Genomic DNA, 25581 nt, shown 5'->3' with positions numbered 1-25581 from the left:
CGGTACGGTCATGACGAACAAGCCCATGAGCGAGAGGTTCAGGCCACGAACCTGCTTTGACGGAGCCGTTGCCATCATTGGATGTGACCTTAAGCTTCCCATACGCGCAACGGCTCCAGCACTGAAGGGCCGTTCCCGATCCCGCCCGCCATCAACAACCCTCTCTTTGGGCGCGCTGAACGAGGATGGCTCAACATCGGATGTCTCGATCAGGAACGGCACGGCCCATCAGAGCTGGGGCAATGAAGCCCTAAACGCCCTGATCACATGCTGGGGCCCGCTCACGCCCTGAGGCCGCGCTGGCTCTCGCAACGCCGGCGCCGCCGGTCTTCAAAGGGTCGGATTGCGAAGTCGGCGTCGCTCCAGAAAGCAGACCGTCAATGCGCGGAGTGTCGTGTTTACGGCGCGGTACGGGTGATCGCTTCAGGCGCGAAGCCGCACTATTCCGGGCCAAAGGTGCGGAAGGCGACTGAGGCGCCGTCCTGTGCAAAGGCTTCGGCCCTGCTATATGCGGCCGCGAAGGAGACCCGTGATGTCCTATGTCGCCCGCGACGACCGCCCTGCCGACAAGGCCGCCCGCTACGCCGAGGTCGAGGCCGAGATCCTGGCTGTGCTGGAGGGGGAGCCGAACGTGACGGCGCGGATGGCCACGGTGTCGTCCATGCTGGCCGACGCCTTCGAGGACTTCTTCTGGACCGGCTTCTACGTCGTGGCGCCGGACAAGGCGGACGAGCTGGTGGTCGGACCCTATCAGGGGACGCTGGGCTGCCTGCGCATCGCCTTCGGACGGGGCGTGTGCGGGACGGCGGCGGCCACCCGGATCACCCAGATCGTCGAGGACGTGCACGCCTTTCCCGGCCACATCGCCTGCGACAGCCGTTCGGCCAGCGAGATCGTGGTGCCGGTCAATGACGCCTCGGGCGCCCTGATCGCCGTGTTCGACGTGGACGCGACGACCAAGGCCGCCTTCGACGCCGTGGACGCCCAGGCCCTGGAGCGGCTGATGGCCAGGGTGTTCGCCGCCGGTTGATCGCGAGGGGGCCCGCTCTAGGATCGGGGCCGAAGGAGAACGGACATGACGGATCGGGTCGTCGCCATCACGGGCGGTCACGGGGTGCTGGGGCGCGCGGTGCTGGAGGCGGCGCTGGCCGACGGGCTGAAGGTCGCCGTGATCGATCACGCCATGGGCCATCCGACGCCCGACGGGGTGCTGGAAGTCGGCGGCGTCGACCTGACTGATCCGGCGCAGGCGGGCCAGGCGATCTCGGCGGTGATCGGCCGCTTCGGCCGGCTGGACGCCCTGCTGAACATCGCCGGCGGCTTCGTCTGGCAGACCACCGACGACGCCGAGCCCGCCTGGGACCGGATGCACGCCCTGAACGTCACCACCGCCCTGAACGCCAGCCGCGCCGCCCTGCCCCATCTGAAGGCGTCGGACCAGGGCCGGATCGTCAACGTCGGTTCGGCCGCCGCGCTGAAGGCCGGCGCGGGCATGGGCGCCTATGGCGCGGCCAAGGCGGGGGTGCACGCCCTGACCCAGGCCCTGGCGGAGGAGCTGAAGGCGACCTCGGTCACCGTCAACGCCGTCCTGCCGTCGATCATCGACACGCCCGCGAACCGCAAGGACATGCCGGATGCGGACCCGGCGCAGTGGGTGGGGCCGGCGGACCTGGCGGCGGTGATCCTGTTCCTTGCCTCGCCGCAGAGCCGGGCGATGACCGGGGCGCTGGTGCCGGTGACGGGGCGGGTTTGAGCCGTCCCTCGCAATAGGTCGTCACCCTCGGGCTAGTCCCGAGGGCCCACGGCGGCCGGGGCCCGATCGTTGGTGATGACGTCGCCGTCGGCGAGCCATACCGGCCTTCGCTGCGAGGTTGGAGGTGGGCCCTCGGGACAAGCCCGAGGGTGACGGAGCTTTAGATCAACCCGCGATCTGACCGAAATCCGCCACCTGGCCCATCACGTCGCGGACCTGGCCCAGCAGCTTCAGCCGGTTCTCGCGCTCCTCGGCCACGTCCGAGTTGACCATCACCGCCTCGAAGAAGGCGTCCACCGGCCCGCGCAGGCCCGCCAGGGCGGACATGGCGGCGGCGAAGTCTTCCTTGTCCAGCGCCGCCTCCACCCGCGTGCGGGCGGCGCCGACGGCGAAGGCCAGGGCGACCTCCTCCTCGGGCTGGTTCGGCAGGCCGGTCTGGACCATGCCGGTCGGGACAGGCCCCTTCTTCTCCTCGGCGCGCAGGATGTTTGAGGCGCGCTTGTAGCCCGCCAGCAGGTTCGCCCCGTCGTCGGTGGCGAGGAAGGCGGCCAGAGCCTCCACCCGGCGCACGATGCGGACGAGGTCGTCGTCAACCAACCCGTCGCGATCTTTGCTCGTTTCGACGATTGCGTCGACAAGGTCGTGCCTGGCCCCTCCATCTCTGAGCATGACCTTCAAGCGATCGACGAAGAAACGAGACAGCTCGATTTGCAACATAGCTTGGCCCGGAAGGGGCGCCCCAGATTGGATCAAGTTTGCTGCGGTTACGAATAGGCTTTCCAACCCCACGCGCGCCCCATTCTCCAGCACCAGCCGGATGACGCCCAGCGCCGCTCTCCGCAGCGCGAACGGGTCCTTCGATCCCGTCGGCTTTTCGTCGATGGCGAAGAAGCCGACCAGGGTGTCCAGCTTGTCGGCCAGGGCGACGGCGACGGTCAGCGGCGCGGTCGGGACGGTGTCGTTCGGACCCTGCGGCTTGTAGTGGTCGCGGACGGCGTCGGCGACGGCGTCGGGCTGGCCGGCCAGGCGGGCGTAATAGCCGCCCATGATCCCCTGCAGTTCCGGGAACTCGCCGACCATGCCGGAAGCCAGGTCCGCCTTGGCCAGGCGGGCGGCCTGTTCGGCCTGATCAGCGTCGGCGCCGACCAGGGGGGCGATCTCGCGGGCCAGGGCGGCGATGCGGTCGACGCGTTCAGCCAGGGTGCCCAGCTTGGCGTGGAAGGTGACGCCCTTCAGCTTCTCGTTCCAGGCGTCGAAGCCGACCTTCTGGTCCTCGTCCCAGAAGAAGCGGGCGTCGTTCAGGCGGGCGGACAGGACGCGGCTGTTGCCGGCGGCCAGGGCCTTGCCGCCGTCGGTGGCCTCGACATTGGCGACGACCAGGAAGTTGGGGGCCAGGCCTTCTTTCGAGGGGTCGCGCACGGCGAAATACTTCTGGTGCACCTTCATCGACAGTCGCACCACCTCGGGCGGCAACGACAGGAACTGCGGGTCCATGTCGCCTAGGATCGGGGTGGGCCATTCGGCCAAGCCCGCCACCTCGTCCAGCAGGCCGTCGTCGTCGACCAGGGCCAGGCCGCGCGCGGCGCAGGCGGCCTTGGCCTGTTCCAGGATGCGCAAGCGTCGGTCGGCGACGTCCAGCAGGACGTGCTCGCGCTCCAGCTTCTGGCGATAGTCGATGAAGTCGCTGACCGGGAACGGCGCGCCGGAGCCGAGGAAGCGGTGGCCCTCGGTCAGGGCGTCGGACTGGATCCCGTCGATGGCGAACGGCACGACGTGGCCGTCGAAGACGCACAGGATGCGCTTGATCGGCCGCACCCAGCGCAGGGCGCCGGTCCCCCAGCGCATGGACTTGGGCCAGGGGAAGGTCCGCACGATCTGGTCGACCATGTCGGGGATCAGGTCCGGGGTCGCGCGGCCCTGGCTGCTGATCACCGCGAACAGGACGCCGTCGCGTTCGACCAGTTGCTCGCGCGTCAGGCCGGTCTTGCGCAGGAAGCCTTCCAGCGCCTGGGGCGGGGCCGAGGCCTTGGGCCCCTTCACCTCTTCGGAGCGGTCGGGCGTGGCGGCGGGCAGGCCCTCGACCACCAGGGTCAGGCGGCGCGGGCCGGCGTAGGTCGTCAGCGCGTCCCAGCTCAGGCCCGCGGCCTTCAGCCGCTCGGACGCCATCCGCTCCAGGTCGCGCGCGGCGCCCTGCTGCATGCGGGCGGGGATTTCTTCGGAGAAGATTTCGAGGAGGAGTTGGGGCATCAGGCGGTTTTCCGCTCTTGTTCGACGTAGGCGAGGGCGCAGGCTTTGCAGAGTTCGCGGATGCGGCCGATGTAGCTCTGGCGTTCGGCGACGGCGATAGCGCCGCGCGCGTCCATCAGGTTGAACAGGTGGCTGGCCTTCAGCACCTGGTCATAGGCGGGCAGGACCAGCGGCTGGCCCTGCGGCCCGGTCATGGCCAGAAGGCGCGAGACCTCGGCCACCATGTCCTCGAACCGGCGCTTGAGGCCGTCGACGTCATAGCCGTGGAAGTTGGCTTCCGACTGCTGGCGCTCGTTCTCCAGGAAGACCTCGCCATAGCTCAGGCCGTCCTTGTTGAACTTCAGGTCATAGACGTTGTCGACGCCCTGGACGTACATGGCCAGGCGCTCCAGCCCGTAGGTCAGCTCGCCGGACACCACGTCCACCTCGATGCCGCCGACGCCCTGGAAATAGGTGAACTGCGTCACCTCCATGCCGTCGCACCAGACCTCCCAGCCCAGCCCCCAGGCCCCGACGGTCGGGTTCTCCCAGTCGTCCTCGACGAAGCGGATGTCGTGCAGCTTCGGATCGATGCCGATGGCTTCCAGCGACCCGAGGTAGAGCGCCTGGAGGTCGTCCGGGTTCGGTTTCAGGATGACCTGATACTGGTAATAATGCTGGAGCCGGTTGGGGTTCTCGCCATAGCGGCCGTCGCCGGGGCGGCGGCTGGGCTGGACGTAGGCGGCCTTCCACGGCTTCTTGCCCAGCGCGCGCAGCACGGTGGCCGGGTGCAGCGTGCCGGCCCCGACCTCGATGTCGTACGGCTGCAGGATCGCGCAGCCCTGGTCGCCCCAGTAGCGGTGCAGCGTCAGGATCAGGTCCTGAAACGCGAGCGGTTCAGTCGAAGCGGTCAAGGCGGGCTCGGGAGGGCTTGAAAAAAGACGGCGGACCATAGGGCCCGCCGCCTTCCGCTTCAACATCCGCCGGACACGGGGACCGGCGCGGGGCATCACCCCTTATTGCGGGGTCGGATCGCCTTCCTGCGCGCCGTCGGCCGCAGCGTCGGGCGTCTGGACCGGCGGGGTCATGGACGGATCGTCCACCTGGCCGTCGGTCGGGTTCGGGACCGGCGGGGCCGCGGTCGTCGTCGTGGTGGCGGCCGGCTGGCCATTGGGGGCGGTCGTGCCCGGCGCGGCCGGCTCGACGGTGGTGGTCGTCTCGGTCGTGGTCGCCGCGGCGTCATCGCCCGAGGCTTCGCCCGCATCGGTCGCGGCGGCGCTTTCCTCGTCACCCATGGCGGCCATCGACTGGGCGGGGTTCAGGACCTTGTCGATCGGGAAGACCGCGCCGTTGGAGGCGTCCAGTTCGGCGCTGACGACGCTGGCGCTGTCGACCTTGATCATCTCGCCGGTGCCGTCCAGCAGGATCTGGGCTTCCGAGGCGGTCGGAACGCCGCCCCTGCGGCCTTCGATCTGGTCCGGCGTCACGTCGGCGACGATGACGTGGTAGAGCAGCAGCTGGCGCAGCTCATTGGCGTTGGCCGGATCCAGCAGACGGGTGCGCTCGGCCTCGGGCAGGGCCGCAAAGGCCGCGTCGGTCGGGGCGAAGATCGAGATGGCCGGACGCGTCGACAGCGTATCGGTCAGCTGGGCCTGGTCCAGCGCAGTCAGCAGGGTCGAGAACTGACCGCTGGAGCGCAGCACGTCCACCACGGTGCCCGAGGCGGCGGGCGTCTGGGCCGCAGCCGTCGCCGGGGCGGGCATAGTCTGGGCGGCGGCCGGCGTGGTCGCGGCGTCCCTCTGCGAAGAGGTGGTCTGGCCGGGGGTGGGGACCGTGGCCGGCGGCGCGGCCGGGGCCATGGCGTCCGGAACCGAGGTCTGGGCCGGCGGCGTGGCTTCCTGGGCCAGGGCGGGGAAGGCCATCAGGGTGGCGACGGCGGTGGCGGCGAGCAGTTTGGCGCGTAGCATGGCTGTTTCCTCTTTGGGTTGAGGACCGCGGACTGGGGGAGCGGCGGTCCGTTCCAGATCAGGCACTGGCCACACAAAGCCGAAAACCGGCGATGCGGTTCCGTGATTGTGAAACAACACGTAGCTTTTGTGATGATCGCGACGAAAGCTTGGCCACGTCGCCGCAAGCGTGGCGATTACGCCCGATTGTCGCCTGAAACCTTGCCGTGATCTTGCGCGCCGCCCAGACGACCGGCCCGCACCCACCAGCCGGCGTGAGCTGATGCGAGCCCGTCCGCCGCCGCCCGCGCCGCCGCGGCGTCCGCATAGAGGCCGAACACCGTGGCGCCCGAACCCGACATTCGGGTCAGGAGCACGCCCTGCGTCGCCCGCACCGCTTCCAGGGCCAGGCCGATGTCGGGCGCCAGGGCCAGGGCCGGGGCCTGGAGGTCGTTGCGCTGCTCCTCCAGCCAAGCCGCCGTGGCGCGCGGCGTCCAGTCTGCGGGGGGCGCAGGCCGGCGGGCCTCCCCAAGGGGGGCCTGATCATAGGCGCGATAGACGGGGCCCGTGGGCGACGGGACGCCCGGATTGACCAGCACGACCGACAGTTCAGGCAGGCGCGGCTCGGGCGTCAGCCGCTCGCCCCGGCCCTCGGCCCAGGCCGTGCGGGGGAAGAGGCACATCGGTCCGTCGGCCCCGATATCGCGCGCCGCCGCCGCCAGCGCGGGGTCGTCGGCCGCCAGCCCCAGGACCTCGGCGGCCAGGCGCAGGGCCGCGCCCGCGTCCGACGAGCCGCCGCCAAGACCGGCAGCGATCGGCAACTGCTTGTCCAGCACGACGCTCAACGCCGGCTCGCCCTGACCCAGGGCGGCGCCCAGACGCCTGAGGGCGCGCAGGATCAGATTGTCGTCCTCATCCGCCAGGGCCGCGCCGAAGGGGCCCGTGACGGCCAGCGACAGTCGCTCGGCCGGCTGGACCGACACCCGGTCGCCGATGTCGGCGAAGGCGACCAGGCTGGACAGCGGATGATAGCCGTCGGCGTCGACCGGCCCGACGTGCAGGAACAGGTTGATCTTGGCCGGAGCCGCCGTGGTCAGCCGCATGGCTACTGCGACACGCCGCCCGTGGCCGCGCCGGCGTCCAGCCCTTGCTCGATCTTGCGTTCGACCTCGGCGCGGCGCTCCTCGTCCGGGTCCAGCACCAGGACGCGCTTCCACATCCATTCCGCCTCGCGCCGGCGACCGACCCGCCAATAGGCGTCGCCCAGGTGGTCGTTGATCTCGGCGTTGGCGGGCTCCTTGTCGATCGCCTGCTCCAGGGTGTCGACGGCGGCCTGGTAATCGCCCTGCCGATACTGGGCCCAGCCGAGGGAATCCTGGATGTTGCCGTTCTGGGGATCGGCGGCGAAGGCGCGCTGGATCATCTCCGCCCCCTGCTGCACGCGCAGATCGCGATCGACCCACAGATAGCCCAGGTAGTTCAGCATGTCGGCGTCGGCCGGCGCGCCCTGCACGGCGGCCCACAGCTCGGCCTCCGCCTCGGGCACGCGGTTCAGCGCCTCGTAGGCGGCGCCGCGCAGGAAGTGGATCCGCGGCCCCTGGTCGGCGCGGTTCAGCAGCGGCCCGTTCAGGATCTCGAGCGCCTCGGCGTTCTGCTCCATGGTCATCAGCTGGCCCGCCAGCATAGCGGCGATCCGCTGGTCGCCCGGGGCCTGGGCGGCGGCGCGCCGCAGCTCGGCCAGCGCGTCGTCGGACCGGCCGTCTTCCTGAAGGCTGGCCGCCAGCTGCGCCCGCGCCGTGGCGTAGAGAATGGGGTCCTCGACCCCCACCCGCGAATAGGCGGTGCGCGCCGCCGCCGACAGGCCGGCGCGTTCCAGCGTCTGGCCCAGGGCCAGCTGCGAGGGGGCCGTCTCGTGCAGGTTCAGCGACAGGCGCAGATAGACAGCGGCGAACTCGTGCCCGCCTTCCGCCGAGGCCTGGGCGGCGGCGTTGGCCAGGGCCTCGGCCGCCCCATCGCGGAAGGTCGGCAAGGCCGGGGCCCGTCCGCCCTCGCGCACGCGGGCAAGGGCGCGCACCAGCGCCAGGTCGACCGCGCCGCCCTGCAGCGCCTTTTCGTACACGGCCAGCGCCTCGTCCCGGCGACCGCGCCGCTCCAGGTATTCTCCGTAGGGCCGGTGGAACAGGGCGCCGATCACGGCGGTGTCGGACAGGGCCTTCAGCTCGGTCTCCGCTTCGTCGTAGCGGCGGCGATGCTCCAGCAGCTGGGCGCGGTTCAGTCGCGCGAAGGCCAGGGTCAGCGGGTCGCCTGCGGCCGGCGCCTCCTGCAGGGCGCGGGTCCAGTCCCCGGCCGCCGCGGCGATCCACGGCGCGATCAACAGTCCGGCCCTGGCGTGCGGCGAGGCGACGGGCTGGCGTGTCAGAGCCGCGTTTGCCGCGCGGGCGTCGCCGTGGACGAAGGTCTGGACGACCCGGACCAGGCGACCGCCCTCGACCATGGCCGGGGCCGCGTCGCTGGCGGCGGGCGCCAAGGCCGCCGCCTGGTCTAGGTCGCCCGACAACAGGGCGGACGTGAAGGCCTGGGCCTGAAGGCGGGGTTGCTCGGGCGCCAGAGCCTGGGCGCGGGCCAGATAGTCGGCGCCCGCCCCGCCCTCGCCCTGCATCAGGGCCAGCTTGCCCGCCAGATAGAGGCCATAGGCGCTGCGACCCTGGGCATCGGTCGGAACGGGGGCCCAGACCTCGGGGATGGCGGGCGTTTCGGGTTCGTCGGCGACGACGACCGTGGGCGCCTCGTCCTCGGCCGGAGCGTCCGGGCCAGGCACGGCGTCGTCGGGCGTCTCATCCGGCTCCAGGATGATGGCCGGCGGATGCGTCTCGGGCGCCGGCTGGGCCGGCGGCGCCTCCCGGGGCTCCGGATCGATCTGGATAGACCCCGGCGGCCGGTCCTGCGCGCCCGCCCCGCCCGCCAACGCGACGGCGAGCACGGTCAGGGAGGCGGCGAACAGGCGCGAACGGGAGGCGGTCATGCCCCGGACCCTTCACGCTTTTCCCGTCGCGGGCAAGGGGCGGGACGGCGCCCCTCGCGCCCGGCAGGTCACATGTTCGGATAGTTCGGCCCGCCGCCGCCCTCGGGCGTGATCCAGACGATGTTCTGCGACGGATCCTTGATGTCGCAGGTTTTGCAGTGGACGCAGTTCTGGGCGTTGATGACGAACCGGGGGTCCTTCTTGGTCGCCTCGTCGCCATAAACCACCTCGTACACGCCTGCCGGGCAATAGAGCCGGGCCGGTTCGCCGTACTTGGGCAGGTTGACCTGGATCGGCTTTGACGGGTCCAGCAGCTTCAGGTGCGCGGGCTGGTCCTCGGCGTGGTTGGTGTTGGAGATGAAGACCGACGACAGCTTGTCGAACGAAAGCTTCCCGTCCGGCTTGGGATAGGCGATCGGCTTGTGCTGGGCGGCCAGTTCGGTGGACTGGGCGTCGGTCTTGCCGTGCTGCAGCGTCGGGATCGGCGACCAGCCGCCCAGCAGGGTGCGGCACCACATGTCGAACATGCCGAACGCCCCGCCCAGGGTCGTGCCGAACTTCGACAGCAGCGGCTTGGCGTTCTTGACGACCGACAGCTCCTTGAAGACCCAGCTTTTTTCGAAGGCGGTCTGGTATTCGACCAGTTCATCGCCCGCGCGTCCGGCCTGGACCGCGTCATAGGCGGCGTCGGCGGCCAGCATGCCGGTCTTCATCGCATTGTGGCTGCCCTTGATGCGGGGCACGTTCACGAAGCCGGCCGAACAGCCGATCAGCGCGCCGCCGGGGAAGGCCAGCTTCGGAATGGATTGCAGACCGCCCTCGGTGATGGCGCGGGCGCCGTACGAGATGCGCGTGCCGCCCTCCAGATGTTCGGCGATCGAGGGGTGGTGCTTGAAGCGCTGGAACTCGTCGAACGGCGACAGGAAGGGGTTCTTGTAGTTCAGGTGGACGACATAGCCGATGGCCACGTAGCGGTCGCCGAAGTGGTACATGAAGCTGCCGCCGCCGGTGTGCTCGTCCAGCGGCCAGCCGGTCGTGTGCTGCGCCAGGCCCGGCTGGTGCTTGTCGGCCGGCACCTGCCACAGCTCCTTCAGGCCGATGCCGTACTTCTGCGGCGACTTGCCGTCCTGCAGCTTGTGACGGGCGATGATGGTCTTGGCCAGCGAGCCGCGCACGCCCTCGGCGATGAAGACGTACTTGCCGTGCAGTTCGATGCCCGGCTGGAAATCGCCCGTCGGCTTGCCCTCGCGGTCGACGCCGAAGACGCCGGCGACGACGCCCTTCACCCGGCCGGTCTCTTCCTCCCACACCACATGGCTGGCGGCCATGCCGGGATAGACCTCGACGCCCAGCGCCTCGGCCTGTTCGCCCAGCCAGCGCGCCACATTGCCCAGAGAGGCGATGTAGCAGCCGTGGTTGTGCATGAACGGCGGCAGCAGCGGCATGGGCAGGGGCAGTTCGCCCTGCGGCCCCAGCAGCAGGAACCTGTCCTTGGTGACCGGCGTCTCCAGCGGCGCGCCGCGTTCCTTCCAGTCGGGAAACAGCTCGTTCAGCGCCTTGGGGTCGATCACGGCGCCGGACAGGATGTGGCCGCCGATCTCGGCTGACTTCTCCAGCACGGCGACGGAGATTTCCTTGCCGTCCTTCTCCGCCCGCTGCTTCAGGCGGATGGCGGCGGACAGGCCGGCGGGGCCGCCGCCGACGATGACGACGTCATACTCCATCACCTCGCGCTCGACGCCCTGCAGCGCCTCGAGCGGCGGCAGATTGTCGATGATCGCTTCCTGGCGGGCGTTCTCCGCGCCGCCTTCGATGGCTTCCTCGGCCATGTCTTCCCCTGAAATCCCGGTTCTTCGTGTGGTTATGCCGCTTATCGGAAGGTGACGCGAGGGCGGTCAAGGCTTATCGGTGGATCGAGACATGAACGCGCAACCCCACGACATCGCCGCGATGGAAAGCCTGCTCGCCTTTTGGCGCGATGCGGGCGTGGACGCCTGCTATGGCGAGGCGCCGGTCGATCACACCCACATCGCCCCGCCCCCGGCGGTCAAGGCGGTGCAGCGGGCGACCGCCTCGGTCGTGGCCCGGCCCACGGCGATGGACGGCCAGGCGGCCCTGGCGGAGGCGCGACGCCTGGCGAACGGGGCGGGCGCCTTGCAGGACCTGGCGGCGGCGGTGGCGGCCTTCGAGGGCTGCGATCTGCGCGGAATGGGCGCCACCCAGTCCGTCTTCGGCCGGGGCGATCCGACCGCGTCGGTGCTGATTGTCGGCGAGGCCCCCGGCGCGGAGGAAGACCGGCTGGGCCAGCCCTTCGTCGGCCGGGCGGGCCAGCTTCTGGACCGGATGCTGGACGCCGCCGGCCTGACCGGCAAGGTCTTCATCATCAACACCGTCTTCTGGCGCCCGCCCGGCAACCGCACGGCCAGCCCGCAGGAGCAGGCCCTGTGCGCGCCCTTCGTCGAGCGGGCCTTCGCCCTGCTCAAGCCGCGGGCGGTGCTGCTGCTGGGCGCGGCCTCGGCCCGGTCCGTGCTGCAGACCGACGAGGGAATCATGAAGCTGCGCGGCCAGTGGAGGGAATGGCGGCTGGCCGAGGGCGCGGTGGCGGCGCCGGCCCTGCCGACGCTTCATCCCGCCTTCCTGCTGCGCCAGCCCCAGGCCAAGCGACAGGTGTGGGCGGATCTGTTGACGCTGGCGTCCCGCCTTGAAACGGACTCGGTTTAAGGTCACGACTGCTTTCAGCATGTTTCAATGCTGACGACCGACGCCACACGATCCTTAGCCTGAATCGAGACGGGCCAGGACGCCAACGGGGGCCGCCGTATGATTTCGATCCGCCGCGCGATCTTCGCGTCGACGCTTGTCCTTGCGCTCGCCGGGGGCGCGAATGTCGCCGTCGCCGACACGCCCTATGAGGGAGCGCCCGGCGCCGCGTCCGGTTCCATGCGTCCGACCGCCCTGACGCCGGCGGACCGTCTCAGCTACACCACCGCCTTCGACGCCCTGCGACGCGGCGACCTGGAAGCGGCCCGCCTGTCGGCGCGGCAGGCCAAGGACCGCGTCCTGCTGGGCCAGGTCGAGTTCGAGCGCCTGTTCCACCCCGACCACGTCGCGACCTACGAGGAGCTGTCGGCCTGGCTGGACGAATACGCCGACCTGCCGTGCGCCGACCGCGTCTACGACCTGGCCCTGCGCCGCCGTCCCGACGGGGCGGTCGAGCCGAAGAAGCCCAGCTTCCTGGGCCGCACCTGGAGCAGCGTGGTCGCCGCCGTCGCCGGCGCGCCGGGGCAGGACCCGGCCAAGGCGGCCCGCATCGCCTACAACGCCGACGACCTGACCGGCGCGGTCGCCATCGGCCAGCAGATCGGCGACTGGTGGACCGTGGGCCTGGCCCAGTGGCGCCTGGGGCAGTACGGCGAATCCTTCACCGCCTTCGCCCGCGTCGCAAACGATCCGACCGAAGATCCGTGGGTCCGCGCCGGCGCCGCATACTGGACCGCGCGCGCCGCCGGCCAGTCGGGGCGCCAGGACCGGATCGTCGACCACCTGCGCCTGGCGGCCCAGTGGCCCGCGACCTTCTATGGCCAGATCGCGCTGGCCCAGCTGGGCGAAGACCCGGCCATCGAGAACATGGGGCCCCGGCCGTACGTGCAGGAGGCCCGCCTGCAGCGCGCCGCCTATACGCCCGACACCAGCGTCGGCGCCGAGGAACTGGCCGCTTTCGTCCAGACCGATCCGCGGGCGCGGCGCACGGTCGCCCTCTATGAGATCGGCCGCCGCGGCGAGGCGGAAAGCGAGCTGCGCAACGGCGTGCGCACGGCGCCCAACGAGGCGGCGCGGATGTGGAACGCCCTGGCCCGGATCATGAGCCCCGGCGCCGCCCACGGCGAAGCCGGCCGCATCGACGCCATGCGCTATCCGACGCCGGTGCTGGAGCCGGAAGGCGGTTTCACCATCGAGAAGGCGCTGGTCTACGCCTTGGCGCGCAAGGAGACCGACTTCAACCCGGACGCCCGTTCCGGCGCGGGCGCCTATGGCATCATGCAGGTCATGCCCGGCACCGCCGCCGAAATGACCGGCGACCGCTCCTTCGTCACCGAGCCGACCAAGCTGTTGCAGCCGGCCGTGAACATGCGGCTTGGTCAGGCCTATGTGAACCGCATGCTGCAGCTGCCGGCCTTCCAGGGCGACTTGCTGCGGGCGGTGGCCTCCTACAACGCCGGTCCGGGACCGATGCTGGGGGCCATCCGCAAGCTGGGCGGCGACGCCGATCCCCTGCTGCTGATCGAGACCATCGACGTGCCTCAGGCCCGCGACTACGTCGAGAAGGTCGTCGCGGCCTACTGGATTTATCAGCGCATGTTCGGCGGGCCGTTGAAGACGCTGGAGGCCGTGGCCTCGGGCGCGCCGCTGATTCCGGTGGCGCTGGACTATGTTCCGCCCGCGCCCGAGCCGGTGCAGATCGCCCAGGCGGCCCTGATCCCCGGCGCCCAGTAGGTTACAGCAGCGCCGCCAGCAGCATCGCCCAGGCCATGACGCCGACGGCGGCGACCAGACCGTGCGCGGCGACCGGATGAAGCCGGCGGCGGGATCCTTCCGATACGGAAGACGAGACGACGGGAGCCGGCATGGGCGGACCTCCGGCCGGAAGCGGCCGCCTATCCATCTAACAGCGTCCGCTTAACCCAGCGTCAGCCGTCATGGTTGCCAGCGGTTAAGCCAGGGCGTCGGTCTCCCACTCGCGGAAATGCGCGTGCGCAAGCAGGGCCTCCATATAGGTCCGCGCCGCGCCGTCGTCGCCATGGGCGGCCAGGTCGAGCTGGAAGTGACGAACCCGCGCGGCGACCGGGGTGTAGAAGGCGTCGGCGATGGAGCGCACCCCGAACAGCCACGGCCCCTCGGCGCCGAACCGGCCCCGCATCTGCCGAACCAGGCTCACGATCCGCGCCAGGTCCCTGTCCAGCGCCGGATCCGAAGGCGTCTCCGCCCGCGCCGCCCCGACCATCGGGTGATCCGGCCCCGTGCCGCACACGGTGCGCAGCGCCTGGAAGCCGGAATGCATCTCGGCGCTGACGGCGCGGGCCAGGGCCCGGGCGGTCGGGTCGGCGGGCCACAGCGCGGCCTGCGGATAGCGTTCGGCCGCCCATTCGGCGATGGCCAGGGTGTCCCAGAGAACCTCTCCCTCGACCCGAAGCGCCGGCACGAAGCCGGACGGCGACAGGGCCTGAAGCGCCGCCTTGTGCTCGGGCGTATCATAACGGGCGTCGATCACGGCGAAATCCGCGCCCGTCGCCTTCATCACCAGCCAGCCCCGTAGCGACCAGGTCGAATAGGCCCTCGGCCCGATGATCAATTCCATGGCATGGTCTCCCGATCCGCCGCCTTCCTTGACATCAGCGGCTCCGAGAGCCTTTAGGGGCGCCCATGATCACGCGCTACTCCCGCCCCGACGCCGTCGCCCTCTGGTCGCAAGAGACCAAGTACAAGATCTGGTTCGAGATCGAGGCCCACGCCGCGACCAAGATGGCCGAACTGGGCGTGATCCCCAGGGAATCGGCCGACGCCATCTGGGCCAAGGGCAAGGACGCGACCTTCGACGCCGACCGCATCGACGAGATCGAGCGCACCACCAAGCACGACGTCATCGCCTTCCTGACCCACGTGGCCGAAATCGTCGGCGACGAGGCCCGCTTCCTGCACCAGGGCATGACGTCGTCGGACGTGCTGGACACCTGTTTCGCGGTCCAGCTGGCGCGCGCGACAGACCTGCTGCTGGGCGGCGTCGACCGGGTGCTGGCGGCGCTAGAGACGCGCGCCAAGGAGCACAAATACACCGTCACCGTCGGCCGCAGCCACGGCATCCACGCCGAGCCGGTGACCTTCGGCCTGAAGCTGGCCGGCTACCACGCCGAGTTCCAGCGCGCGCGGCGCCGCCTGGTCGCGGCCCGCGAAGAGATCGCCACCTGCGCCATCTCCGGCGCCGTCGGCACATTCGCCAACGTCGATCCGGCCGTGGAGCAATATGTCGCCGACCAGATGGGCCTGCAGGTCGAGCCGGTCTCGACCCAGGTCATCCCGCGCGACCGCCACGCCGCCTATTTCGCCTCGCTCGGCGTCGTCGCCTCCTCGATCGAGCGCCTGGCCACCGAGATCCGCCACCTGCAACGCACCGAAGTCCTCGAGGCCGAAGAGTTCTTCGACAAGGGCCAGAAGGGCTCGTCGGCCATGCCGCACAAGCGCAACCCGATCCTGACCGAGAACCTGACCGGCCTGGCCCGCCTGGTCCGCTCGGCCGTCACGCCGGCGATGGAGAACGTCGCCCTGTGGCACGAGCGGGACATCAGCCACTCCTCGGTCGAACGCGGCATCGGGCCGGACGCCACCATCCACCTGGACTTCGCCCTGCACCGCCTGGCCGGCGTAATCGAGCGGCTGAACGTCTATCCGGAGAACATGCAGAAGAACCTCGACCGCCTGGGCGGCCTGGTCTTCTCCCAGCGCGTCATGCTGGCCCTGACCCAGGCCGGGATCAGCCGCGAGGACGCCTATGCGGCGGTCCAGGAGAACGCCATGAAGGTCTGGCGCGGCGAGGGCCGCTTCATCGACTTCCTGAAGGCCGACGATCGCGTCACCCTGCCCGACGCCGAGCTGGAAGCCCTGTTCGACCTAGGGCATCATACAAAACACGTGGATACGGTGTTCGCGCGGGTGTTCGGAGAATAGGCGATGTTCTGGAGCTTGGTTCTCGCAGGGTGGCTGATGGGGGGGCAGTCGACGCCGAACCCCGAAGCGCCGCCCCCGTCGGAAGCGCCTCGGCTGATCCAGACCATCGATCAAACCGCCCTTCGACGCTGCCGAGGCAACCTGGTCGGGTTCTCCAACATTCCCCTGCAATGCATGGTCGGCGAGGACGGGTCGCTGCGACAGTGTGAGCTGATGACGGACAATCGCGATGTCCTGCGATTGAAGTCGCGGTTCGATTGCATGGCGGCGGCGGTACGGGTCCATGATGAAACCGGCGCGCCGGCGGTCGGTCGCTCTGTGCGATTTCGGCTGAATGGACCGGACATTTTCAGTCGCTCCTCGCGTTGACGGCCTGGCGCCGGTTCTGGCGCCAGACATTCGTCTGCTGGTTCTGGGCAGCCTGCCGGGTGACGCCTCGCTTCGGGCCGCCCAATACTACGCTCACCCCCGTAACGCCTTCTGGCGCCTGACCGGCCAAGCGCTGGGCGAGGACCTGGAGGCGCTGGCGTATGAGGCCCGTCTCGAACGGCTGAAGGCGCGCCGCATCGGCCTGTGGGACGTCATCGCCTCGGCGGAACGGTCCGGCAGTCTGGACGCCGCGATCCGCTCGCCGGAAGCCGCCGATCTGCGTGGACTGGTCGCGACCTTGCCGGATCTGCGGGCTGTGGCCTTCAACGGCGGCCTGGCCGCCCGGCTGGGTCGTCGCATCCTGGCGGATCAGGCCGATCTCATGCTGCTGGACCTGCCGTCGTCCAGCCCGGCGCACGCCCGGCCGCTGGCGGAGAAGGCCGCGCGCTGGGCCGCCTTGTCGGACTTCCTCTGATCGCAGGACGGCGGGGGCATCCTATGTGCGCCTCCGTTCGTAACCCTTCGTCACCGCCGACAGAGCGGCTTCATGAAGGGATCGAAACGCCATGACCACCAAGATTCGCACTCTAATGCTCGCCGCCGTGTCCGGCGGAGCCCTGATGGCGCTGGGCGCCTGCAACAACAGCGAGCCGGCGGCGCCCGCCGAATCGGCCGCGATGGCGCCGCCCGACGGCGCGGCCATGGCCCCCGCCAGCGCCGATCCCATGGTCGGCGGCGCGGCCATGAGCCCCAACGACACCATCGTCGCCAACGCCTCCAAGGCGTCCAACCTCTCCACCCTGGTCACCGCGGTCCAGGCTGCGGGCCTGGTGGAGACGCTGCAGGGCCCCGGCCCCTTCACGGTCTTTGCGCCGGACAACGCCGCCTTCGAGAAGATTCCGGCCGCGACTCGCGACAGCCTGATGCAGCCGGCCATGAAGGACGACCTGACCAAGATCCTGACCTATCATGTGGTGGCCGGCCGCCTGACCGCCGCGGACATCGCCGCCCAGGCCCAGGCCAACGGCGGGACAGCCACGCTGACGACCGTTCAGGGCGAACCGCTGAAGATCGCCGCCGGCCCGAACGGAACCTGGGTCATCACCGACGCCAAGGGCGGAACCTCGACCATCACCCAGGCCGACGTGGCCCAGTCGAACGGCATGGTTCACGTCATCGACACGGTGCTGATGCCGTGATGCGAAAATAATTCGGCCGGACGATATCCGGCTGAAACCAAATGCGGCGCGCTGTGTTCTTCAGGAGCGCGAGACGCACAGTACCGGGTCGACTTCCCCCAACGTCCCCGGAAATAAGAAAGGGCCGCACTTTCCCCCGGGTGCGGCCCTTTCGACATTCAGCGTCGGCCCTGCGGCCGCGGCCTTATTCCCCGGCGCGAATCTGATCCCGGGTGATCGAGGCGAATTCGTCCATCTTGGAGCGCAGCTCGCCCTCGGACACCGTCAGGCCCGAGGCCTTGAAGTCGCCGGCGATCTTGCGGAACACATCCTCGTCGCCCGGCTGGTCCATATCGGCGCGGACCACGGCGGCGGCGTATTGCGCGGCGCTCTCGGGCGACAGGCCCATCTTCTCGGCGGCCCACAGGCCCAGCATCTTGTTGCGCCGGGCGGTCGCGCGGAATTCCTGCTCCTGATCGAGGGCGAACTTGGCTTCGAAGGCCTGTTCCCGATCGTCGAAGGTCGTCATCTCGCTCAGCAAAGCTCCGTACGCCCCGGTCCCGCCGGAGCAAGCGCCCGTCTATAGCCCCCTTCTTCCCGAACGCAACCTGACTTCCGCAGGGTGAGGCGGGATGTCATATCGGCCGGGCCGGCGTCATTTGTATCGCGTGCCCGCTTCGGCTAAGGAGACGCCGAACCGAGATTACCAGCCCGACCGATTCCGAAACGCGCCGCCGAGACCGGGTTCTCCCATCCGTTCTGGGTCGCGCGATTTTTGTTTCTGGCGAGCGCAGGCGGACTGAGATGAACAGCAAGCGCAAGAAGCTCTACGAAGGCAAGGCCAAGATCCTGTACGAGGGACCCGAGCCCGGCACCCTGATCCAGTACTTCAAGGACGACGCCACAGCCTTCAACGCGCAGAAGAAGGCGACCCTGGAGGGCAAGGGCGTCATCAACAACCAGATCAGCGAATTCATCATGTCGCGCCTGAACGGCATCGGCGTGACCAACCACTTCATCAAGCGCCTGAACCTGCGCGAGCAGCTGATCCGCGAAGTCGAGATCATTCCGCTGGAGGTCGTCTGCCGCAACATCGTCGCCGGCTCGATGAGCCAGCGCCTGGGTATCGAGGAAGGCACCGCCCTGCCCCGCTCGATCATTGAATTCTACTACAAGAAGGACGAGCTCAACGACCCGATGGTCACCGAGGAGCACATCACGGCCTTCAACTGGGCCTCGACCCAGGAGCTGGACGACATGCTGGCCATGACGGTGCGGGTGAACGACTATCTGTCGGGCATGTTCAGCGCCGTCGGCATCACCCTGGTCGACTTCAAGATCGAGTTCGGCCGCGTCTGGGAAAACGACTTCAGCCGGGTGCTGCTGGCCGACGAGATCAGCCCCGACAGCTGCCGCCTTTGGGACGCCTCGACCGGCGAGAAGCTGGACAAGGACCGCTTCCGCCGCGACCTGGGCAATGTCATCGAGAGCTATACCGAGGTCGCGCGTCGTCTGGGCATCATGAAGGGCATGCCGACGGTCATTCAGGGGGGACTGCACTGATGAGCAAGATCAAGGTTCACGTCTTCCTCAAGCCCGGCGTGCTGGACGTCCAGGGCAAGGCCGTCGAGGGCGCGCTGCAGGGCCTGGGCTGGACGGGCGTGTCCAACGCCCGCGTCGGCAAGCTGATCGAGTTCGACCTGACCGGCGTCGACGACCCGCAGGCCGAGGCGAAGAAGATGTGCGAACAACTGCTCGCCAATACGGTGATCGAAGGCTACCGCATCGAAGCGGCGTAACCGCGCCGCCTCGCCTTGCAACGCTTCGTCCGGGCCCTAGTTAAGGTCTGGAATTCAGACGGAGCGCCCATGACCTTCACCCTCACCTCCAACGATATCCAGGACGGCGGCGTGCTGCCGGACGCCCAGGTTCACGCCAAGGGCAACACCTCGCCGCATCTGGCATGGTCGGGCGCGCCCGAGGGGACCAAGAGCTACGCCGTCACCTGCTACGATCCGGACGCGCCGACCGGCTCGGGCTTCTGGCACTGGACCGTGGCGAATATTCCCGCCGACGTGACCGAACTGGCGACCGGCGCGGGATCGGCCGGCGGCCACCTGCCGCACAGCGCTGTCCAGGGCCGCACCGACTATGGCCAGGCGGGCTTCGGCGGCGCGGCGCCGCCCCCGGGTCACGGCCCGCACCGCTACATCTTCACCGTCTTCGCCGTGGACGTGGAGCGCCTGGACGTAACCGCCGACAACTCCGGCGCCGTCTTCGGCTTCAACCTGCACTTCCACACCCTGGCCAAGGCCTCGATCACCGCGACCTACGAAAACAAAGCGTGATCGGCAGGCGGGCGGCCCCGCCCTTGTCGTGTCATGAACGCTGATTAGTTTGCAGCGCAACATGACCGACGCCGCCATCGACACCGCCCTGCCCGTCCGCTCGCGCGGGGCGGTCGCCCTCGTGCTCATCGCCCTGGCCATGGGCGGCTTCGCCATCGGCGTGACCGAGTTCGCAGCCATGAGCATCCTGCCGGACTTCGCCGCCGGCCTGGGCGTCGATGCGCCCACCGCCGGCCATGTGATCAGCGCCTATGCGGCCGGCGTGGTGGTCGGGGCGCCGATCCTGGCCGTGCTGGGCGCGCGCCTGCCGCGCTGGCTGCTGCTGATCGGCTTCATGGCCCTGTTCGCCATCGGCAATGTGCTCAGCGCCCTGGCGCCGACCTACGGCTGGATGCTGGTCTTCCGCTTTCTCAGCGGCCTGCCGCACGGGGCCTATTTCGGGGTCGCCGCCCTGGTCGCGGCCTCGGTCGTGCCGCTTCATTTCCGCACCCGCGCGGTCTCGACCATCCTGATGGGACTGACCGTCGGCACCGTTCTGGGGGTGCCCGTCGTCAACGTCATCAGCCATGAGTACGGCTGGCGCTGGACCTTCGCCATCGTCGGCGTGCTGGCGGCCGTGACCATGGCCCTGGTCGCCCTGTTCGCGCCGCGCGACCCGGCGCATCCGGACGCCAGTCCTCTGCGCGAACTGGGCGCCCTGAAGCGCGGGCAGGTCTGGCTGACGCTGGGCGTGGGCGCGATCGGCTTTGGCGGCATGTTCGCGGTCTACGCCTATCTGGCCTCCACGCTTCAGGCCGTGACGGGCGTGGGGATGGAGATCATGCCGTGGGTCTTCGCCGTGTTCGGCGTCGGCATGTTCCTGGGCAACATCCTGGGCGCCTGGGCCGCCGATCACGTCGGCTTCCCGGCGGCGGGCGGCCTGCTGCTGTGGAGCGCGGCGGCGCTGGCGCTCTATCCGTTCGCGGCGTCGAACCTGTGGGCGGTGATGGTCGTGGTCTTCCTGATCGGCGGCGGCGGGGGCCTGGGCTCGGTGTTGCAGACCCGGCTGATGGACGTGGCCGGCGACGCCCAGACACTGGCCGCGGCGCTGAACCATTCGGCCTTCAACACCGCCAACGCCATCGGTCCGCTTCTGGGCGGCATGGCCATCGCGGCCGGCTACGGCTGGACCTCGACCGCCTGGGTCGGCGTGGCCCTGTCGCTGGGAGGGTTCGCGATCTTCGTCATCGCCTGGCTGACCGGGCGTTCCCGCACGACGGCCTGACATTCCCCGCAAAGGGTGCTAGAGGCCCGCGCCATGAGCGCCGCCGTCATCGTCTTCCCCGGGTCCAACTGCGATCGCGACTGCAAGGTCGCCGTCGAACGCTCCACCGGCGAGCCGGTGAAGATGGTCTGGCACGCCGAGACCGAACTGCCCCAGGGCCTGGACCTGATCGTCATTCCCGGCGGCTTCTCCTACGGCGACTATCTGCGCTGCGGCGCCATGGCGGCCCAGTCGCCGGTGATGCAGGCGGTCAAGAAGGCGGCGGACGACGGCGTGGCCGTCGTGGGCATCTGCAACGGCTTCCAGATCCTGTGCGAGGCCGGGATGCTGCCGGGCGCCCTGCTCCGCAACAAGGGCCTGAAATATGTCTGCAAGCCGATCAGCCTGACCGTCGCCAACGGCCAGACCCGCTTCACCGCCGGCTATCAGGGCCAGCGCGAGGTGGTCATGACCCAGGGCAACGGCGACGGAAACTTCTTCGCCGACGCCGAGACCCTGGCCCGGATCGAGGGCGAGGGCCAGGTCGTGTTCCGCTATGTCGACAATCCCAACGGCTCGGTCAACGACATCGCCGGCATCCAGAATGCGCGCGGCAATGTCCTGGGCATGATGCCCCACCCCGACCGCGCCTTCGAGGCGGAGCTGGGCTCCGCCGACGGCGCGGTTCTGTTCCAGAGCATATACGCCGCGGCTTGACGGCAATCATGGGTTGAGGCGAAGTGGCGCAATGTCTCGCTCCCTCCTCGCCGCCGCTCTTCTCTCGCTTTCATCAACCGGAGCCTGGGCTCAGGAGACCCCGACCCAGGCCCCCACGACTGAAGACGCCGCGCCGGAGGATTGGACGCTCACGCGCGTTCCTGACAAGAACACAGTCGTGGCGACCATGGACTTCACGAGCGGCCTGGCGCTGCTCGCGCGCTGCCAGGCCGGTGTCTATGACTTGGTAGTCGGCGGCTTGCCGGATGCGCCGGCGAACAAGCCGACACGCGAACTGGCGATCCAGGTCGGCGAAGACGCTGAACCGGACACGACCGTCTGGACCGTGGGAAGCAATCCGTCCGTGGCGTTCAGCCGCATCCCCGCCATCGTGGCGCGCAGGCTGTCGGAAGGCGGGAAGCTTCAGGTCATCGTCCCGGCCGTCACCCCGGGCGGACCGCGCACTCGCTATGTGATGGACGTCGATCCCTCCAGCCAAGCCATCGCCGAGACGCTTACGGCCTGCGGCCGGCCGATTGTCGACGCCCGCGAAGAGCGTGCGGATCAGATCGAGGGCAACGGCCAGGACGGCCTGCCCCCGGCCGTCACCTGGCGGACCATGCCTCGGCCGAGTTTCCCTGAGTCCGTACGAGGACGAAGCCCCCGCCTCGGCTATGTCACTCTGTCTTGCGTGACCGAAGACGATGGCGGGCTCACCGATTGCGTGACGGAAAGCGAGCAGCCTGGCGGCTATAACCTGGGTCTCGCCGTACAAAGGTCCCTTCCCCGTGCTCGACTGAAGCTAACGGACGAGGCGGCGGCCAACGGACGACCTTTGGGCGGTCGCCTGATAACCTTCACCGTGAACTTCCGGATGGAAGGCTGACGCCGTTCAGGTTCCCAGCTTCGGCGTCGCCCCGCCCGCGGCGTCGATGGCGTCGAACAGGGCGCGGACCAAGCCCCGCTCCTCCTCCGTCAGTTCGGGCTTCCAAACGTCGAAGATCAGGATGGTGCGGTCCTGGCCGCTGTCGTTCCAGGCTTCGTGCTCGACGGTGTCGTCGAACGCCCAGGCCTTGCCTTCCTCCCACTGGCGCACGTCCGAGCCGACGCGAAACCACGAGCCGGGCGGCGCCACCAGCGGCAGGTGGCAGATCAGGCGGGTGTTGATCAGGCCGTGGTGGGGAGGGATTCTCGCCCCCGCCGCCAGGCGCGAGAACAGGATGGAAGGCGACCGCCCCGGCACCCGGCTCAGCGGCACGCCCGCCAGGGCCTTCATCGTTTCCGGGCAGCGGGCGGCGATCGCGGGGACCTCGACCCCGTCCTTCCACAGGAAGACCGCGCTCCAGTCCGGATTTTCCAGCATGCCGGCCTGGGCTGTGCGCGGCCGGTTCGCCCGGTCCTCGACGTAGGGAGCGAACAGCGCCGGCTCGGCCAGCAACGCCTCAAGCTCCCGCCGGATCGCGGGGGCCGCCGCCTCGACCCCCGCCAGCCAGGACAGATCGGCCCGGGACTGGAACTCCACCTGGGACAGGCCGGGAAAGAGATAGAATTTCGGCTGCTGGTGATAGAGCCGCCGCCGGCCCGTCATCAGGTCCAGCGACCAGGCGAAGCGGTCGCTGGAGGTTTCGGGATCGAATCCGCGTGCGGCCAGGCCCTGTCTCAGCTCCGCCTCGAACCGGCGTGCATTGTCGGCCTGAGCCTGCTGCACCCGGCGCAGTTCGGGAATCAGGGCGGCCGGCGGCGGCGTGCGCGCCGCCAGGTTCAGCGCCATGCCGTGGAAGCTGGCCCCGGCGCGGGCGTCGCCCAGTCCCGCCAGGGCGTCGCCCTTCAGTATCAGCGCCATCAGGTTGCGCCCGTCCTGGCGCAGGGCCGCGTCCGCCGCCTCGAGGCAGGTGCGGAAATCGCCTGCCGCACGGGCGGCGCTCGCGCGGTCCAGCAGGGCGGCGGTCGGCGTCTCGGCGGTCATGCCGCCATCGAACGCCGTCACGCCCGCCCGGTCAAGCGCGACGCCTCAAGCCCTAGCCGGCGTTGTCCAGCCCCTGGACGCTGAGGTTCTCGTCCAGCTGATCCTCGTCCCCGGCCTCGACCGAGACGCCGGTCTCGAAGTCGGCCTCCTCGTCGGCGGTGTTGACGCCGCCGGGGTCGCGCTGGGCGGCCAGTTCGCGGGCGCCCACGCCCAAGCCCTGCTCCATGGCGCGGTTGGCCTTCACCTCGTCGGTCTCGAAGGTCGGGGTTTCCTGTGGCGTGTCGGCCATGTCGGTTCTCCTGTCGATGCGATCCGACAACCGGCGGGCGCGCCTCGGGTTCCGTCAGGGCGCCAGCAATGGCTCCAGACTGGCCCGCGACAGGGGCCGGAAGGTGTAGAACCGGCCGTCCATCGTCAGAGTGATCTCCAGCGCTTGAGGCCTCTGCAGCAGGGCCGGATCGTCTAGGGGAACGGCGCGGCCCGAGGCCAGGTCGCGGGCGTCGATCGCCCATTCCGGCCGGCGGCCCCGCTCCGTCGTGGCGGCGGCGACGAAGGCGCGCACCTCGAAGGCCTGCTGCGACGGCGTCAGCGCCCGGCGCACCTTCAGCCACGCGGCCTGAGCCTGGAGGGCCGTGGGCGCGGTCGGGGGCGGAGCCGGCGGCGTCTGGGCCGCGGCCGGTCCCGCCGCCGCCGCCGTCATCGCCAGGATCATCACGCCGTATCGCATGGCCCATCACTTAGCAGCGGGCCGGGAAGACGCGAAGCTGAACCGATGCGGCCCGCCGTGCGTATTGCCAGTCCATTCACGGAGTCCGCCATGTCCTCCATCCTTCGCCCGACCCCGGCCCAGCGCACGCGTCGCCTGATCGTGCTGGCCGCCGCCGTCTTCGCCGTGGTCGTCCCGTTGGTGCAGAACCTGGCCGGCCTCGGCCTGACCCAGGCCGAGTTCGCAGCAGACGGAAACTCGACCCTGCGCGTGGCCGGCTACGCCTTCTCCATCTGGGGCCTGCTTTACGCCGGCGTCCTGGCCTACGCCGTCCGCCAGGTCCTGCCCCAGACCGGCGAAAGCGATCTGATCCGACGGATGAGCTGGCCCTCCGCCGTGGCCTTCTTCGGCATCGGCCTGTGGATCATCGTGGCGGCGCTGAACCTGAAGGCCGCCAGCGTGATGGTGATCTTCGCCTCGCTGCTGGCCCTGCTCGTTCCGCTGCTGGCCGTATCGCCGCTGGCGCGCCGCCTCGGGCGGTTCGAGCGGGACCGCCTGCTGGTGTTGTGGCCGCTGGCCGCGCTGGCCGGCTGGCTGACGGTCGCGGCGCCGCTGAACCTGATCACCACCCTGACCGCCTTTGAGGCCCTGCCGGCGGCGCTGTCGCCGTCCGGCTGGGCGATCACGGCCATTGTCGTGACCGCGCTGGTGACGCTGGGCGTCACCAGCGCGCTTCGCACCCTGGCCTATCCCCTGCCCGTCGCCTGGGGCCTGCTGGGGGCCTTCGTCGCCGAACAGCCCGACAAGCCCGCGGCGGCCTTCGTCGCCCTGGCGGGCGCCATCGTCGTCCTGATCGGGGGCGTGCTGCTGGCCTTCCGGCTGACGCCCGGCGTGGACCGCCCCGCCTAACGGTCGGGGTCGCCCTCGGCTCCGGCGCCGATATCAAAGGCGCCCGCCTCATCGAAACCGACGCTGCCGACGCCGACGGCGGATCCCGTCAGCCTTTGCCGCCGACTATCCATGGCCAGATCGGGCGCGATTTCGTCCTGGGCGGCGGTGATCTCCGGTTCGTTGGAGCGGTCCATCTGCTGGCCATCGCCGGGCGTGGGCGCCACGCCGTTGGGGCTGCGGGTCACGAGGCGTCGTCCTGGGCCTGTTCGGCCGTGCCGGACGCGCCGACGTCGTCGGCGGCGATCTCGGGCCCGCCGCCTGGCGGATTGTCTTCAGGAAACTCGGACGGCGTTCCGGGCGGGATCTCGACGGGGGTGTCGGCCGGGATGCCGGGCGGAGCCGGTTCAGGCTGGGGGATCTGCGGATTCGGGTCGATCTCGGGCTGGCTCATGGCGGTCTCCTCTGAAGAAACAATCGCCCAGCCCGCCCGACGTTC

The 25581-nt window shown here is 69.8% G+C and carries 28 protein-coding genes; 14 read left to right on the top strand and 14 right to left on the bottom strand.

Annotated features, from left to right (window positions below; all coding sequences use genetic code 11):
• Positions 1–532: 532 nt before the first annotated feature.
• The gene (locus ACE3PU_RS01515) at positions 533–1030 is read left to right on the top strand and encodes a GAF domain-containing protein (RefSeq protein WP_374385915.1); all 498 of its coding nucleotides are present in this window, start codon (positions 533–535) and stop codon (positions 1028–1030) included.
• 45 nt (positions 1031–1075) lie between these two features.
• Entirely contained in the window at positions 1076–1753 is a 678-nt protein-coding gene (locus tag ACE3PU_RS01510; protein ID WP_374385913.1) for an SDR family NAD(P)-dependent oxidoreductase, read from the top strand.
• Positions 1754–1918: 165 nt separating this feature from the next.
• Here the strand turns inward: ACE3PU_RS01510 and glyS are convergent, their stop codons facing one another.
• The 6 genes from glyS to ACE3PU_RS01480 form a co-directional block, all read right to left on the bottom strand.
• Entirely contained in the window at positions 1919–4000 is a 2082-nt protein-coding gene (glyS, locus tag ACE3PU_RS01505; protein ID WP_374385911.1) for a glycine--tRNA ligase subunit beta, read from the bottom strand.
• Positions 4000–4932 carry a glycine--tRNA ligase subunit alpha gene (locus ACE3PU_RS01500; protein ID WP_374385909.1) on the bottom strand — a complete coding sequence of 311 codons (933 nt, stop codon included), beginning with the start codon at positions 4930–4932 and terminating at the stop codon, positions 4000–4002. The genes glyS and ACE3PU_RS01500 overlap by 1 nt, the downstream gene beginning before the upstream one ends.
• 63 nt (positions 4933–4995) lie before the next feature.
• The gene (locus tag ACE3PU_RS01495; protein WP_374385907.1) at positions 4996–5946 is read right to left on the bottom strand and encodes a fasciclin domain-containing protein; all 951 of its coding nucleotides are present in this window, start codon (positions 5944–5946) and stop codon (positions 4996–4998) included.
• A 176-nt stretch (positions 5947–6122) separates the two neighbouring features.
• On the bottom strand, positions 6123–7028 hold the full coding sequence (locus ACE3PU_RS01490; RefSeq protein WP_374385905.1) for a 4-(cytidine 5'-diphospho)-2-C-methyl-D-erythritol kinase: 906 nt from the start codon (positions 7026–7028) through the stop codon (positions 6123–6125).
• 2 nt (positions 7029–7030) lie between these two features.
• Entirely contained in the window at positions 7031–8947 is a 1917-nt protein-coding gene (locus ACE3PU_RS01485; RefSeq protein ID WP_374385903.1) for a tetratricopeptide repeat protein, read from the bottom strand.
• A gap of 68 nt (positions 8948–9015) precedes the next feature.
• The gene (locus ACE3PU_RS01480; protein WP_374386042.1) at positions 9016–10671 is read right to left on the bottom strand and encodes an electron transfer flavoprotein-ubiquinone oxidoreductase; all 1656 of its coding nucleotides are present in this window, start codon (positions 10669–10671) and stop codon (positions 9016–9018) included.
• A gap of 196 nt (positions 10672–10867) precedes the next feature.
• Between ACE3PU_RS01480 and ACE3PU_RS01475 the strand changes: the two genes are divergently transcribed.
• Both ACE3PU_RS01475 and ACE3PU_RS01470 read left to right on the top strand, forming a co-directional pair.
• Positions 10868–11668: a uracil-DNA glycosylase gene (locus ACE3PU_RS01475; RefSeq protein ID WP_374385901.1), complete on the top strand. Its 801-nt coding sequence runs from the start codon at positions 10868–10870 to the stop codon at positions 11666–11668.
• Positions 11669–11887: 219 nt separating this feature from the next.
• Positions 11888–13441, top strand: coding sequence for a lytic transglycosylase domain-containing protein (locus tag ACE3PU_RS01470; protein WP_374385899.1), 1554 nt, complete (start codon positions 11888–11890; stop codon positions 13439–13441).
• A 1-nt stretch (position 13442) separates the two neighbouring features.
• Here the strand turns inward: ACE3PU_RS01470 and ACE3PU_RS01465 are convergent, their stop codons facing one another.
• Together ACE3PU_RS01465 and ACE3PU_RS01460 are read right to left on the bottom strand one after the other, a co-directional pair.
• Positions 13443–13574: a hypothetical protein gene (locus ACE3PU_RS01465; protein WP_374385897.1), complete on the bottom strand. Its 132-nt coding sequence runs from the start codon at positions 13572–13574 to the stop codon at positions 13443–13445.
• A gap of 84 nt (positions 13575–13658) precedes the next feature.
• Positions 13659–14303 (bottom strand): glutathione S-transferase, encoded by a 645-nt coding sequence (locus tag ACE3PU_RS01460; RefSeq protein WP_374385895.1) that lies wholly within the window; start codon positions 14301–14303, stop codon positions 13659–13661.
• A 65-nt stretch (positions 14304–14368) separates the two neighbouring features.
• Here ACE3PU_RS01460 and purB point away from each other — a divergent pair, with 65 nt between their 5' ends.
• From purB to ACE3PU_RS01445, 3 genes are all read left to right on the top strand, one after another.
• Positions 14369–15667, top strand: a complete 1299-nt coding sequence (gene purB / locus ACE3PU_RS01455) for an adenylosuccinate lyase (RefSeq protein WP_374385893.1) — start codon at positions 14369–14371, stop codon at positions 15665–15667.
• A 334-nt stretch (positions 15668–16001) separates the two neighbouring features.
• Entirely contained in the window at positions 16002–16511 is a 510-nt protein-coding gene (locus ACE3PU_RS01450; protein ID WP_374385892.1) for a DNA-deoxyinosine glycosylase, read from the top strand.
• 91 nt (positions 16512–16602) lie between these two features.
• Positions 16603–17235 (top strand): fasciclin domain-containing protein, encoded by a 633-nt coding sequence (locus ACE3PU_RS01445; RefSeq protein WP_374385890.1) that lies wholly within the window; start codon positions 16603–16605, stop codon positions 17233–17235.
• A gap of 184 nt (positions 17236–17419) precedes the next feature.
• Here ACE3PU_RS01445 and ACE3PU_RS01440 read toward each other — a convergent pair whose 3' ends face one another.
• Positions 17420–17743, bottom strand: a complete 324-nt coding sequence (locus ACE3PU_RS01440) for a DUF1476 domain-containing protein (protein WP_374385888.1) — start codon at positions 17741–17743, stop codon at positions 17420–17422.
• Between the two features lie 275 nt (positions 17744–18018).
• On the opposite strand from ACE3PU_RS01440, the gene purC reads away from it, so the two are divergent.
• The 6 genes from purC to ACE3PU_RS01410 all read left to right on the top strand — a co-directional run bounded on the left by purC (position 18019) and on the right by ACE3PU_RS01410 (position 22408).
• Positions 18019–18777 (top strand): phosphoribosylaminoimidazolesuccinocarboxamide synthase, encoded by a 759-nt coding sequence (gene purC, locus ACE3PU_RS01435; RefSeq protein ID WP_374385886.1) that lies wholly within the window; start codon positions 18019–18021, stop codon positions 18775–18777.
• Positions 18777–19013 carry a phosphoribosylformylglycinamidine synthase subunit PurS gene (gene purS / locus ACE3PU_RS01430; RefSeq protein ID WP_374385884.1) on the top strand — a complete coding sequence of 79 codons (237 nt, stop codon included), beginning with the start codon at positions 18777–18779 and terminating at the stop codon, positions 19011–19013. Before purC ends, purS begins: the two co-directional genes overlap by 1 nt.
• Before the next feature lie 69 nt (positions 19014–19082).
• The gene (locus tag ACE3PU_RS01425) at positions 19083–19562 is read left to right on the top strand and encodes a YbhB/YbcL family Raf kinase inhibitor-like protein (protein WP_374385882.1); all 480 of its coding nucleotides are present in this window, start codon (positions 19083–19085) and stop codon (positions 19560–19562) included.
• Between the two features lie 61 nt (positions 19563–19623).
• On the top strand, positions 19624–20826 hold the full coding sequence (locus tag ACE3PU_RS01420; RefSeq protein ID WP_374385880.1) for an MFS transporter: 1203 nt from the start codon (positions 19624–19626) through the stop codon (positions 20824–20826).
• A gap of 33 nt (positions 20827–20859) precedes the next feature.
• Positions 20860–21522, top strand: coding sequence for a phosphoribosylformylglycinamidine synthase subunit PurQ (gene purQ / locus ACE3PU_RS01415; protein ID WP_374385878.1), 663 nt, complete (start codon positions 20860–20862; stop codon positions 21520–21522).
• 187 nt (positions 21523–21709) lie between these two features.
• The gene (locus ACE3PU_RS01410) at positions 21710–22408 is read left to right on the top strand and encodes a hypothetical protein (protein WP_374386040.1); all 699 of its coding nucleotides are present in this window, start codon (positions 21710–21712) and stop codon (positions 22406–22408) included.
• Between the two features lie 6 nt (positions 22409–22414).
• On the opposite strand, the gene ACE3PU_RS01405 is transcribed toward ACE3PU_RS01410, so the two are convergent.
• From ACE3PU_RS01405 to ACE3PU_RS01395, 3 genes are read right to left on the bottom strand one after another with little or no spacing between them, the layout of a single operon-like run.
• Positions 22415–23509, bottom strand: coding sequence for an aspartyl/asparaginyl beta-hydroxylase domain-containing protein (locus tag ACE3PU_RS01405; protein ID WP_374385876.1), 1095 nt, complete (start codon positions 23507–23509; stop codon positions 22415–22417).
• Positions 23510–23540: 31 nt separating this feature from the next.
• A complete protein-coding gene (locus ACE3PU_RS01400; RefSeq protein ID WP_374385874.1) occupies positions 23541–23777 on the bottom strand; it encodes a hypothetical protein in 237 nt (78 codons plus the stop codon).
• 54 nt (positions 23778–23831) lie between these two features.
• Positions 23832–24200, bottom strand: coding sequence for a hypothetical protein (locus tag ACE3PU_RS01395; protein WP_374385872.1), 369 nt, complete (start codon positions 24198–24200; stop codon positions 23832–23834).
• A 105-nt stretch (positions 24201–24305) separates the two neighbouring features.
• Between ACE3PU_RS01395 and ACE3PU_RS01390 the strand changes: the two genes are divergently transcribed.
• Positions 24306–25103 (top strand): hypothetical protein, encoded by a 798-nt coding sequence (locus tag ACE3PU_RS01390; RefSeq protein ID WP_374385870.1) that lies wholly within the window; start codon positions 24306–24308, stop codon positions 25101–25103.
• Here ACE3PU_RS01390 and ACE3PU_RS01385 read toward each other — a convergent pair.
• Together ACE3PU_RS01385 and ACE3PU_RS01380 are read right to left on the bottom strand one after the other, a co-directional pair.
• The gene (locus ACE3PU_RS01385) at positions 25100–25330 is read right to left on the bottom strand and encodes a Tat pathway signal protein (RefSeq protein WP_374385868.1); all 231 of its coding nucleotides are present in this window, start codon (positions 25328–25330) and stop codon (positions 25100–25102) included. The two genes, ACE3PU_RS01390 and ACE3PU_RS01385, sit on opposite strands and share 4 nt — an antisense overlap.
• Positions 25327–25536, bottom strand: coding sequence for a hypothetical protein (locus ACE3PU_RS01380; RefSeq protein WP_374385866.1), 210 nt, complete (start codon positions 25534–25536; stop codon positions 25327–25329). The genes ACE3PU_RS01385 and ACE3PU_RS01380 overlap by 4 nt, the downstream gene beginning before the upstream one ends.
• Positions 25537–25581: the final 45 nt, after the last annotated feature.

This window comes from Brevundimonas sp. (assembly GCF_041911375.1).
Taxonomy (GTDB): Bacteria; Pseudomonadota; Alphaproteobacteria; order Caulobacterales; family Caulobacteraceae; genus Brevundimonas.
Note: the sequence above shows the minus strand (reverse complement) of the source record. Positions and strands in the feature narration are given on the sequence as shown.